Below are 12523 nucleotides of genomic sequence, written 5' to 3' on the forward strand. Positions count from 1 at the left end.
GTTAAAAATTCAAGAAAAATGGAAAACCACAATCATCATAATCACGACAATCTACATCAAAACCAAAGAATTTCACCAAGTTCAGTCTATTATTGCCCGATGGAATGCGAAGGCGAAAAACTCTATTTCAAACCCGGAAGATGTCCTGTCTGCAATATGTTCCTCGTTCCGATAGAAGAGCGTGACGACCACAGAAACAAGCCACAAACATATTCCAAAACCAATCTGCCAGAAAGTTTCAAAGATAAAATCGGTGATTATTTTTGTCCGATGTTTTGTGAAGGCGATAAAACTTACGAGTCAGATTCAGGTTGCCCGGTCTGTCATATGCATCTGGAGGAGATCACGCAGGAATTGGTTGATAGTTCACAGTTGACAGTTGATAGCCATCAAGGAAATCATAAAACCACCAACCATCAACTATCAACCGACAACCAAGGAAAGTACTACTGCCCAATGTTTTGCGAAGGCGACAAGGTTTACGATTCCAACGTCGGTTGCCCGGTTTGCGGAATGGATTTGGTCAAAATCCCGGAAAGGGAGGCTGTTGAATATACTTGTCCAATGCATCCCGAGATCGTGCAAGACAAACCAGGGAATTGCCCGATATGCGGAATGGACCTCGTCCCAAAACCTTCCAAATATAATGACCACGAGGATGACACTTACAAATTATTAAAGAAAAAATTCTGGACAGCCTTGGGATTTACCATTCCCGTTTTCATTCTGTCAATGGGCGGAATGTTCATCGATTGGCCTTTTTCCCATCAAGTCCAAGGAATTTTGGAATTGATCCTAACCTTACCAGTTCTATTCTATGCCGGTTGGTTCATAATGAAGCGTGGATGGATTTCCTTCAAAACGTGGAACCTCAATATGTTTTCCCTGATTGCTTTAGGCGTTGCTGCAGCGATGGTTTTTAGCTTGATCGCTTTATTCGTTTCCGATATATTACCACACGAATTGGCGCACGGCGGAAATGTCCCACTCTACTTCGAATCCGTTTGCGTGATTCTAACTTTGGTGATAATGGGACAAATGATGGAAGCCAGAGCGCATCAAAAAACAGGAAAAGCCATCGAAGCTTTGATGAATCTTTCGCCCGACACAGCCAATTTGATCATCGATGGCAATGAGACCCAAGTGCCTCTATCCGACATTAAAGTCAACGCTATTTTAAAAGTAAAACCAGGCGAAAAAATCCCGGTTGACGGTAGAATCACGGAAGGAAATTCTAATGTCGACGAATCGATGATCACAGGAGAACCGATTCCTGTACAGAAAAAATCGGGCGACAAAGTTACATCTGGAACTATCAACGGAAATGGAAGTTTCCTGATGATAACAGAAAAAGTAGGCGGTGAAACTTTGCTTTCTCAAATCATCAAAATGGTCAACGAAGCCAGCCGAAGCAAAGCACCAATCCAGAAATTAGCTGACAAAATTGCGAAGATATTTGTTCCGGCAGTTATTGGAATTGCAGTTTTAACATTCATTTTATGGTATATTTTCGGAGGCGAGAACAAATTGATTTATGCTTTTATAAATGCTGTAGCCGTTCTGATTGTTGCCTGTCCTTGCGCACTTGGTTTGGCAACGCCGATGAGTCTGATGGTCGGAATCGGAAAAGGCGCACAGAACGGAATCCTGATCAAGAATGCTGAAGCCTTGGAAGAAATGCACAAAATAAATGTTCTGATAACTGATAAAACCGGAACTTTGACAGAAGGAAAGCTAAGCCTTGACCATATTGAAACAGTAGAGACTATCGACAAAAATGAAATATTAAAACTCGCAGGTTCATTAAACCAAAATTCTGAACATCCTTTGTCGAGTGCAGTTTTAGAGACTCTTCGACAAGCTCAGAGTGACAATTCTAACCTACAATTTGATAAAGTTCAGAACTTTGAAAATATCTCTGGAAAAGGCGTGAAGGGAACTATTAATAATGAAGAAGTTTTACTCGGAAACGAAGCTTTATTAAAACATTTCAACATCGAAATTCCTGAATCATTAAAACAAAAAGTGATACAGAAACAAGATGAAGCTAAAACGATTTCTTATCTAGCAAAAGCTGGAAAAGTTCTTGGATTCCTGAGTTTCTCAGACCAAATCAAAGTAACATCCAAACAAGCCATCGATTATCTCCATTCTCAAAACATCGAAGTGATAATGATGACGGGCGACAACGGACATACCGCAAAAGCCGTTGCAACAGAACTCGGAATCAAAAACTTCAAAGCCAATTGTCTTCCTGAGGACAAAATAAACGAAATCAAAAAACTTCAAAGCGAAGGAAAAATCGTAGCAATGACAGGCGACGGAATCAATGATGCGCCAGCGTTAGCACAAGCCAACATCGGCATCGCAATGGGCACAGGAACTGATGTTGCCATAGAAAGTGCGGAAATCACATTATTAAAAGGCGACATTCTCGGTGTTGCAAAAGCAAAAATATTAAGCGAAAAACTCCTGAAAAACATCAAGGAAAATCTATTCTTCGCTTTTATTTATAACGTTTTAGGTATTCCATTAGCAGCAGGACTGCTCTACCCTTTCTTCGGAATTTTGCTAAGTCCTATGATTGCCGCAGCAGCGATGAGTTTCAGTTCAGTTTCTGTTATTTTGAATTCTTTGAGATTGAATAACGCTAAATTGGATGCATAAATATAGGTCTCGAGAGCCTCAGACTGACAATACTGTACTTAAAATGTTAGTATTAGAAATGTCCTGCGAAGCTATCGAAGCATTCTTACAAAGATTCAAAAAACAAAACGGCATCGGGAAAACTCCCGATGCCATTTCAAAACAAATATAAAAACCTTAAAAAAACGTCTAATTAAAAAGAAACTGTCAGCTTGCTGAACACATATCGTCCGTTTTGTCCGAACTGAGATGTGGAACGAGAATAGATGAACTGGTCATTATTCGTGGAAGCTGTCACGTTCTTGGTTGGATAAATATCAAACAAGTTATTTGTACCGATTGTCAAATTAAAATTCTTGCTGATATCATAACCAATTGATAAATCTGTGACAATTTTATCCGAAATCAATTGATGTTCGTACACATTTCCATTGATACCATCTGCACCGTAAACTTTTCCGTAATAAGTATTTCTCAAATAAAAATTGAAATCATTCCATTTTACGTTATTTGATAAACTTGCTTTCACTTTTGGAACAGAATCTTCCAAATACACTCGTGACCTTTCTCCAAAATACGTGTTTTCCAAACCTGCATTTCTCAATAAATCTGATGCGTGAATATCACCAACTTTTTTAGTTTCGTTAAAGTTGATCGCAAAATCATTATTCAATTTTACAGAGCCTGTTCTATAGTTATGGCTGATAACTACGTCTAGACCTTTAGTCTCAGTATCAATAGAGTTGGCAAAGAACTGAGCTGCATTAACTTTAGCATTATCAAATTCTTCCTGAACAGGTCCCAAATTCGGATTCAAAGCAACCTGAACATTTGTAGGTCTACTGAATTGGTCTGTTAAAACAATTCTGTCATCAATTCTGATAAAGTAAGCATCAGCTGTAATATTCAAATTCAATGAAGGAATTTTGTATGTAAAACCAGTGCTTACAGACTTGGAAGTCTCTTGCTTCAATTTTGGAATTCCAAAACCTTGGGCAATCTGAGAATCATTACTGAAAGTTCCTACTTCTACAAGAGTTGGTTGTGGATTAGGATTTTCAGGAGTTGCCGGCAATGTTGTAAATAACGTGGAAGTTGTATTATAATAGATTTGGTGAATTGATGGTGCGCGGAAACCTGTAGAGCCTGCAAAACGGAAGTTGAGGTCATCTGTCAATGTGATTCTGGAAGCCAATTTATAATTGAAAGTAGAACCAAAATCCGAATAATCCTCATAACGTACAGCCGCATCTACCAAGAACCAATTGGTAAAATTGAATTCAAAATCAGCATATGCCGCATAAGCATTTCTGTTTTTGTTAGTTCTATTAACATCTCTGAAACCTGAAAAAACCTGAGAGCTTCCTGCCAAAGCAGCACCAAAAAAGTCTGTTGGTTTGTCAGAACTCAAAGTTGTTGGAGTCTGTGGATTTCCGTAAATATCATAAGCTGTATAAGACGCTTCTTCTCCCGGCGTAATCTGGAAATTCTCGTGGCGTTGCTCTGCTCCGAAAGCGACATTTAACCCTTCGAAAACATCAAATTGTTTACTAAAATCTAAATTAATAGTATTCTGTAAAAACTGCAATCCTCCCGCTTTAAAAGTACTCGGAGAATTGAATCTCAAACTTGTGTTTCCTGTATTCTCAATCGTATAATCAAAACTGTTTTGTCCGAATGTGTTACTAAAATCTACGTTCCAACCATCCCATTTCCCTTTGACTCCAGCAGACAACGACACATCCTGAATCTTAGTATGAATCTCTGGCAAATATCCATCAATATTTAATCCTGTAAATGTTCTTGCTTGGTTTGGTCTTCTGTAGAAACCGCCCGATGCTCCATCACGGATTGAGTAACCTCCAAACGTATAAACTTTCCAATCATCATTTAATGGAACTTCTATATTCGCAAACAACTGATGGTTATTCAGTTTTGATTGTCCAACTTGTTGATTAAAATCTTTTCTAGTTTGTCCCCTGTAAGCTAATTCTTGGTCTGTATAATTAGCTCCTAATAATCCTTGCAAAGCTGTAATAGAATTAGCATTTTGAATATTATTTTGGAATCCAGAATCAAAATAACCAACGCCTTGAGAATACTGATGAATTAGATTCACAAAATTTTGTTCGCCAGCCGTTCCTTTCAAGTTATTGATGTTATTGAAATAAGATGATAGATTAACACCTGCTTCTGATGCTCTTTTCTCAATAGCATTGTATGCGTTGTAAATATTTCCACTTTCGGTTCCTGCTCTTCTGGTTGGATCACGGAACTGTGATGACCAAGTTATGTTATAGAAACCTCCTCTTTTCCCGATTTTGTTTCCGTAATTCAAATCCACTTGGAATTGCTGTCCGTCATAATTACCAGTATGGTCATTAGCCGCTGGCGTGAGATAGCCTCCATAATTCAGTTGTCCTGTCAGTTTGCCTGTATCCCTTTTTAATTGAAGGTTCATTACTCCGGCAATCGCGTCAGAACCATATTGAGCAGAAGCACCATCTCTTAGAACCTCAATTCTACTTAAAGCAAAAGCTGGGATGGCATTCAAATCTGTTCCAACCGTTCCTCTTCCGGGAGCACCATTAACATTGACCAAAGCCGATGTGTGCCGTCTTTTACCATTGATCAAAACCAATGTCTGGTCTGGTCCTAATCCTCTCAATTGAGCTGGGTCAAGGTGATCGGAACCATCCGCATTGGTCTGAATGGTTGATGTAAAAGATGGCGCAATCGTATTAAGGATCTGATTAATATTAGTTTGTGGCAAAGATTGTTGGATATCTTTCAAATTGAAAACATCCACAGGAACCGGACTATCAGCTTTTGAACGTCCTCCACTCCTGGAACCTACCAAAACAACCTCTTCAATCTGTTTATCAGAAGTAGAATCTTTAACCGGTTTCGTTTCCTGCGCTTGGGTTAAATAAATTCCAGAAAAGAAAACTACGGCTGTCGATATAACAGCTCTTTTGCTGGAATTAAACATAGTTTTTTGAATCATATTTTTAAATTTTACGTTTTATACAAAAAAGAAAACTTCTCCCAGACAAGTCTGAAAGAAGTTATATTGAGACGGCATCACAACCGCAATTAAACATTTTCAACTTATCTTTCCTTTTTTCAAAGGCTGAATGTAACACCTTACCAAATCGGCAGGTTGTTAAGACTTCAACAGGTCAGTTCCCTCGGTCTTTCTTAATAAGTATGACAGCAATTCATTATCACAGTGCAAAATTATGATAAGAATTTTTTCTCAGCAAATTTAATTCATACTAATTTGATATGATAAATATCATATTGATTTTAATTAACTGATTTGATGCCGATTGGCACAAGATTTAATTATAAAATAAAATGAAAAATTCAAAAGAAAAATATTATATCGGTTGTTCAGGATTCTATAATACAGACTGGAAAGGTTCACTATATCCGGAAGATTCTCAGAATAAAGACTTCCTAAAATTATATTCGAAGGTTTATAATACGGTCGAAATCAACAGTACATTTTACAGAAAACCAACAGCAAAAACACTTCTGAAATGGAATGATGAAACGCCTGATGATTTTAAATTCTTTATTAAAATTCCAAAAACAATTTCTCATTTCGGCTACTCTGAAAGTAAAAAAGAAGAGCTTTCTGATTTTTGTAATTATATTAATGAAAACATCGGGAACAAATTAGCCGGATTTTTAATTCAATTTCCGTCATCATTTCATTGTACTGAGAGTAATATCAAATGGTTAACAAAAACTTTATCTGATGATTTTCTGCTTGCAGTTGAGTTCCGACACAATTCTTGGTGGAATAATGAAATCTTCCAGTTATTCAAAAAACACCAATGGATTTTTTGTGGCGTTAGTTTCCCAGGAAAAATCCCGGAAGATGTTATTGTTACGAATTCTAGAGTCGGATATTATCGTCTTCACGGAAAACCAATTCTTTATAAATCGCTTTATTCAGAAGAATTTTTGGATAATCTGGTTAAAGAAATCAAAGCAGCAAATCAAGAGTTTTATATTTATTTTAATAATACTTGGGGAACTTCTGCCATAGAAAATTCGTTATATTTAAAGAAAATTTTAGATTAAAATGAAAAAACTGGTTGTGCTTTCCGGCGCAGGAATTTCGGCAGAAAGTGGGATTAAAACGTTTCGAGATTACAATGGACTTTGGGAAAATCATCGCATTGAAGATGTAGCTTCGCCTGAAGGTTTTGCACGAAGTCCGCAATTGGTTTTGGATTTTTATAATGCCAGAAGGCAGCAATTGAAAGAAGTAAAACCCAATGCGGCTCATAAATTGCTTGCTGAATTGGAGGATTTTTTCGATGTTCATATCATTACACAAAATGTGGATGACCTTCACGAACGGGGCGGTTCAACAAAAATCATTCATCTTCACGGCGAACTGACAAAAGCAAAATCAATCAAAGACGACAGCGAAATCGTTGATTATATTGATGACATTAAGGTTGGAGATTTACACCCAGACGGTTCACAACTACGTCCGCACATTGTTTGGTTTGGAGAAATGGTTCCTGAGATGGATAATGCGATTGAGATTGCTTCTAAGGCAGATCTGTTTCTGGTCATTGGAACATCTATGCAGGTTTATCCGGCTGCGTCGGTTATCCGATATGTTCCTGAACATTGTGAAATTTTCGTCATCGATCCGAATATGGAAAATCCAAATGCTTTCACAAAAAACGAAAATCATTTCAAAACTTCTGCAACAGATGGAATGAAACAACTTATAGAAATTTTAATCAAAAAATATAAATAATGCAGGTAGAAATCAGAAAACTAAACATCGATGATTATGATGAATTGGCAGAAGCAATGCAAAAAGCTTATCCCGATATCGATGATAATGTCTGGAGCAAAAGGAATATCCAAAAGCTGACTTCTATCTTTTCAGAAGGACAAATCTGCATCATCGTTGATGGAAAATTAGCAGCAGCGGCTTTGTCGATTTGTGTTAATTACGAGCTTTACGGCGACCAACATACATACGATGAAATCACAGGAAACGGAACTTTCAATACACACAGTAATATAGGAAACGTACTTTATGGGATTGAAGTCTTTGTGGACCCAGAATTCAGAGCATTGAGGTTAGGGCGAAGATTGTATGACGCAAGAAAAGAACTCTGCGAAATATTGAATTTAAAATCCATCATTGTGGGTGGCAGAATCCCGAATTATCATCTTTACAGCAAAGAATTATCCCCGAGAGAATATATTACTAAAGTTAGAAATAAAGAAATTTATGACCCGGTTTTAAGTTTTCAGATTGGGAATAATTTCTCGCCCGTCAAAATCCTGAAAGGTTATCTGAAAGGCGACTCTGAGTCCGAAGAATATGCAGTTCTGTTGCAATGGAACAATATTTATTACACTGCGAAGAAAAACACAATGCAGGACAGCGTGATTCGACTGGGTTTGGTTCAATGGCAAATGCGACCGTTAAAGGATTTGGAGGACTTTTACAAACAAGTTGAGTTTTTTGTGGATGCTGTGGCAGGATATCAGTCAGATTTTTGTTTGTTTCCGGAATTGTTTAATACGCCTCTACTCGCGCCTTTCAATCATATGAATGAACGGGAATCAATGGAAAAACTATCTGAACTAACCGAAGAAATCAAAGAAAAAATCTCTGAATTTGCTGTCAGTTACAATGTGAATATCATTTCCGGAAGTATGCCGATTTTGGAAGAAGGAAAATTATACAATGTTAGTTATCTGCTTCACAGAGACGGAAAAATTGATGAATACCGAAAAGTCCACATCACACCCAACGAAAAGAAATATTACGGAATGACTGGCGGCAATGAAATAAAAGTCTTCGATACAGATTGCGGAAAAATTGGAGTCATTATCTGTTACGATGTTGAGTTTCCAGAATTACCGAGATTGCTGGCTGACCAAGGAATGAAGATATTATTTGTTCCTTACCTCACAGATACCCAAAATGCTTACACTCGCGTTAGACATTGCGCTGCCGCAAGAGCGATTGAAAATGAATGTTATGTTGCTATTGCTGGTTGTGTTGGGAATCTGCCGGGTGTAAATAATATGGATATTCAGTACGGTCAGGCAACGGTTTTCACACCTTCGGATTTTGCTTTTCCGTCTAATGCAATCAAAGGCGAAGCCACGCCAAATACGGAAATGACGATTATTGTGGATGTTGACCTTAATCTTTTAAAAGAGCTTCATTATAACGGTGCGGTAAAAACAATGACCGACAGAAGACAAGATCTGTATGATGTGATTTTGAGAAATCAGATTTAATTTTTTGAGGTATTTAACTTCAATCAGATTTAATCATCTAATTTTGTAAAAAATATATTTAATGAAAAAGAGCTATTTAATTGCTGCAGGATTACTATTTTCAATTTCTACACAAGCACAGTTCGGTGACCTTTTAAAAGTTGTTAAAGATAAAACAGGTGTTGACCTTTCTCAACCGAAAGTTCAGACTCCAACTACTTCTACTAATACAAGTACAACTACAAATTCCACAACCAATTCCAATGTCAATCTTGGTAGTTTAACCTCTTCTCAAATCTCATCCGGTTTAAAAGAAGCTTTAAATATCGGAGTGAAAGAAGGTGTCCAAAAATTGGGCGTTACAGACGGCTTCTTTAAAAATGAAGCTGTAAAAATCCTAATGCCTGAGAAATTAAGAAAAATCGAAACCACGCTTAGAAGTTTAGGGATGGGAAGCTTGGCAGACCAAGGTGTTAAATTACTAAACAGAGCTGCAGAAGATGCTGTAACAGAAGCCACTCCGATTTTTGCCAACGCCATTACTTCAATGACGATTACCGATGCAAAAAATATATTACTCGGAAGTAACAATGCTGCGACCAATTATCTACAAACCAAAACTCAAACTCAGCTTTTCACAGCTTTTAAACCAAAAGTTCAAGCTTCTTTAGGAAAAGTTGGTGCGGACACGGTTTGGAAAAATATCATTTCAAAATACAATACTTTCACCGGACAAGCTGTTACTACTGATTTAAACGAATATGTAACCACAGAAACCATCAATGGCGTTTTCAAAATGGTGGCGGAAAAAGAAACCGGAATCAGAAATAATTCTGCACTTAGAACGACTTCGCTTTTGGAGAAGGTTTTTGGAGCTGTTAAGAAGTAGATAAGTTAGAGAGTTAGAGAGTTAGAGAGTTAGAGAGTTAGAGAGTTAGAGAGTTAGAGACAAAATTAAAAATTCGCAGAGTTAACACTTTGCGAATTTTTTCATTCTTAATTATTCACTATTAATTAGAATTGCATTTCAGGGATTTCTCCTTCAATAATTAATTCAGCTTCTGTAGCTTTCACAATATCTTCAACAGAAATTCCAGGCGCTCTTTCCAGAAGCTTGAAACCTTTATCTGTTATTTCCATAACCGCTAGTTCAGTGACTACTTTTTTGACACAATTAACACCTGTCAAAGGAAGCGTACATTGTTTCAGAATTTTGGATTCGCCGGCTTTGTTGACGTGCATCATCGCTACAATAATATTTTCTGCAGAAGCGACTAAATCCATTGCACCACCCATTCCTTTTACCATTTTACCCGGGATTTTCCAGTTAGCAATATCGCCGTTCTCAGAAACTTCCATCGCACCAAGAATTGTCAAATCCACTTTCTGGCTTCTAATCATCCCGAAACTAAACGCTGAATCAAAGAAAGAACCTCCCGGAAGAATTGTAATAGTTTGCTTTCCTGCGTTAATCAAGTCTGCATCTTCTTCGCCTTCGAAAGGAAATGGACCCATTCCCAAAACGCCATTTTCACTCTGGAATTCCACAGAAATATCCTCTGGAACATAATTAGCAACCAAAGTCGGAATCCCGATTCCAAGGTTGACATACATCCCGTCTTTCACTTCTCTTGATATGCGTTGTGCGATTTGTTCTTTTGTCAGCATAGTAAAATGTTATACCGCAATATATCATTATTTCACGTGATAGAAAAATGCTTTTTCTTTCACAGTAAATATTAATAAAACAATCAGATTTATATCAGTAAATTTGCGATTCTAAATTATGAAAACATTATTACATTACCTCAAACCACACAAATGGCTGATTATTGTCTCGTTGGTTTTAGCTGCTATAAATCAGGTATTTTCATTATTTGCTCCAGCAATCACAGGAAATATTCTTGACCAATTGGTAACACATCCACACTTTTTCGACAAAGAAAAATCCATTCCCAGAAATCTGAATCAATTCCTCTATGGAACCGACATTTATCACGGTGCATTTTACTTTTTAGCTTTGTTAGTTGCAACTGCAATGGTGAGTAGAATTGCAAAAGCGTTTCAGGATTACGCTGTGAATGTCATTACTCAAAAATTCGGGGCCAATATTTTCACAGATGGATTACAACATTCTATGGCTTTGCCTTATCAGGAATTCGAAGACCAGAGAAGTGGCGAAACGTTGTCGATTTTGACCAAAGTTAGAGAAGATTCGGTGAAGTTTATTACTAATTTTATTAATGTCTTTTTTGGGATTTTAGTAAGTATCATTTTCGTTTCGATTTATGCGATTCGATTGCATTGGTCGATAATGCCGGTTTATATTGTCGGGATTTTCCTGATTGCATTTGTAACGAATCTTTTAAGCAAGAAAATCAAGAATATCCAGAAAACGATTGTTATCGAAACTACAAGTTTGGCTGGAAGTACGACAGAAAGTTTAAGAAACATCGAAATTGTAAAAAGTTTAGGTTTGACGAAGCAGGAAATCAACCGTCTGAATAACAATACTTACAAAATCCTAGGACTGGAACTGAAGAAAGTAAAAAGCATTCGTTCATTGAGTTTCATTCAGGGAACAATGGTTAATTTTCTTCAACAATTGATTACTTTGACGCTTTTATATTTGATTTTCAGAGATGTTGTAACGCCAGGACAATATCTATCATTGATGTTCTACGGATTTTTCATTTTCGGTCCGATGCAGGAAATCGGGAATATCATTATTTCTTACCGAGAAGCCGAAGCATCGTTGCGAAATTTCGATAATCTGATGAAAAAGTCAGTTGAAGAAAAACCACAAACGCCTAAACAAATAGGTTCAATCAATGAGCTGGAATTCAAACACGTTTCTTTCAAGCATCAATCGGCTCAATATAAAGCGTTGAATAACATTTCATTTGATGTAAAAAATGGAGAGACGATTGCATTTGTTGGTCCGAGTGGTTCTGGAAAAAGTACGTTGGTTAAGTTGCTTGTTGGATTGTATCGCGCTCAGGAAGGCAATATTTTTTATAATCACATCAACGGAAAAGAATTTGACTTTGATGAACTGAGAAACCAAATCGGATTTGTAACTCAGGACACACAACTTTTCGCAGGAACTATCAAAGAAAATCTCCTGTTCGTCAATCCAAACGCCAGTGAAGAAGACATCGAATTGGCTTTGAAAAAATCAAGTACTAAAACTTTATTGGAACGTGCTGAAAAAGGAATCGAAACTGTCATTGGCGAAGGCGGATTGAAGTTAAGCGGTGGCGAAAAACAAAGAATTGCAATTGCAAGAGCTTTATTGAGAAAACCAAACCTTTTGATTTTTGATGAAGCGACTTCTGCTTTGGACAGTATTACCGAAGAAGAAATCACTTCAACCATCAAAGAAATTTCTCAGCAAAAAGAGCAAATCACAGTTCTAATTGCCCACAGATTAAGCACAATTATGCACGCAGACCGAATCTATGTTTTAGAACGCGGGCAAGTCATAGAAACCGGATCCCACGAAAACCTGATTGCAGAAAAAGGCTTGTATTATGCAATGTGGAGACAGCAGATTGGGGAGAGGAAGTCTTAAAATTCTTTTTAAAAAATAGAAAGT

8 protein-coding genes and 1 riboswitch are annotated in these 12523 nt (G+C 37.2%); of the genes, 6 read left to right on the forward strand and 2 right to left on the reverse strand.

Annotated elements, in window-relative coordinates; genetic code table 11:
- Window positions 1-18 precede the first annotated feature (18 nt).
- The gene (locus RTX21_RS11875) at window positions 19-2667 is read left to right on the forward strand and encodes a copper-translocating P-type ATPase (protein WP_312767931.1); all 2649 of its coding nucleotides are present in this window, start codon (window positions 19-21) and stop codon (window positions 2665-2667) included.
- Window positions 2668-2839: 172 nt separating this feature from the next.
- Here the strand turns inward: RTX21_RS11875 and RTX21_RS11880 are convergent, their stop codons facing one another.
- A complete protein-coding gene (locus tag RTX21_RS11880) occupies window positions 2840-5653 on the reverse strand; it encodes a TonB-dependent receptor domain-containing protein (protein ID WP_312767932.1) in 2814 nt (937 codons plus the stop codon).
- A gap of 101 nt (window positions 5654-5754) precedes the next feature.
- Window positions 5755-5857, reverse strand: a riboswitch (SAM riboswitch).
- 149 nt (window positions 5858-6006) lie between these two features.
- On the opposite strand from RTX21_RS11880, the gene RTX21_RS11885 reads away from it, so the two are divergent.
- The 4 genes from RTX21_RS11885 to RTX21_RS11900 all read left to right on the forward strand — a co-directional run bounded on the left by RTX21_RS11885 (window position 6007) and on the right by RTX21_RS11900 (window position 9814).
- Window positions 6007-6741 (forward strand): DUF72 domain-containing protein, encoded by a 735-nt coding sequence (locus tag RTX21_RS11885; RefSeq protein WP_312767934.1) that lies wholly within the window; start codon window positions 6007-6009, stop codon window positions 6739-6741.
- Between the two features lies 1 nt (window position 6742).
- Entirely contained in the window at window positions 6743-7435 is a 693-nt protein-coding gene (locus tag RTX21_RS11890) for an NAD-dependent deacylase (protein ID WP_312767935.1), read from the forward strand.
- The gene (locus RTX21_RS11895; protein WP_312767936.1) at window positions 7435-8946 is read left to right on the forward strand and encodes a carbon-nitrogen hydrolase family protein; all 1512 of its coding nucleotides are present in this window, start codon (window positions 7435-7437) and stop codon (window positions 8944-8946) included. The genes RTX21_RS11890 and RTX21_RS11895 overlap by 1 nt, the downstream gene beginning before the upstream one ends.
- A gap of 61 nt (window positions 8947-9007) precedes the next feature.
- On the forward strand, window positions 9008-9814 hold the full coding sequence (locus RTX21_RS11900; protein ID WP_312767937.1) for a DUF4197 domain-containing protein: 807 nt from the start codon (window positions 9008-9010) through the stop codon (window positions 9812-9814).
- A gap of 125 nt (window positions 9815-9939) precedes the next feature.
- On the opposite strand, the gene RTX21_RS11905 is transcribed toward RTX21_RS11900, so the two are convergent.
- Window positions 9940-10593 carry a CoA transferase subunit B gene (locus tag RTX21_RS11905; protein WP_248877435.1) on the reverse strand — a complete coding sequence of 218 codons (654 nt, stop codon included), beginning with the start codon at window positions 10591-10593 and terminating at the stop codon, window positions 9940-9942.
- Between the two features lie 118 nt (window positions 10594-10711).
- Here RTX21_RS11905 and RTX21_RS11910 point away from each other — a divergent pair, with 118 nt between their 5' ends.
- Entirely contained in the window at window positions 10712-12499 is a 1788-nt protein-coding gene (locus RTX21_RS11910; RefSeq protein WP_312767942.1) for an ABC transporter ATP-binding protein, read from the forward strand.
- Window positions 12500-12523: the final 24 nt, after the last annotated feature.

It is taken from the genome of Epilithonimonas sp. (assembly GCF_032054305.1).
GTDB lineage: Bacteria > Bacteroidota > Bacteroidia > Flavobacteriales > Weeksellaceae > Epilithonimonas.

Excerpts from the sequence above, each read along its gene's own strand:
- RTX21_RS11875 (WP_312767931.1), top strand. The coding sequence starts at position 19 with ATGGAAAACCACAATCATCATAATCACGACAATCTACATCAAAACCAA.
- RTX21_RS11890 (WP_312767935.1), top strand. The coding sequence starts at position 6,743 with ATGAAAAAACTGGTTGTGCTTTCCGGCGCAGGAATTTCGGCAGAAAGT.
- RTX21_RS11910 (WP_312767942.1), top strand. The coding sequence starts at position 10,712 with ATGAAAACATTATTACATTACCTCAAACCACACAAATGGCTGATTATT.
- RTX21_RS11885 (WP_312767934.1), top strand. The coding sequence starts at position 6,007 with ATGAAAAATTCAAAAGAAAAATATTATATCGGTTGTTCAGGATTCTAT.
- RTX21_RS11895 (WP_312767936.1), top strand. The coding sequence starts at position 7,435 with ATGCAGGTAGAAATCAGAAAACTAAACATCGATGATTATGATGAATTG.
- RTX21_RS11905 (WP_248877435.1), bottom strand. The coding sequence starts at position 10,593 with ATGCTGACAAAAGAACAAATCGCACAACGCATATCAAGAGAAGTGAAA.
- RTX21_RS11880 (WP_312767932.1), bottom strand. The coding sequence starts at position 5,653 with ATGATTCAAAAAACTATGTTTAATTCCAGCAAAAGAGCTGTTATATCG.
- RTX21_RS11900 (WP_312767937.1), top strand. The coding sequence starts at position 9,008 with ATGAAAAAGAGCTATTTAATTGCTGCAGGATTACTATTTTCAATTTCT.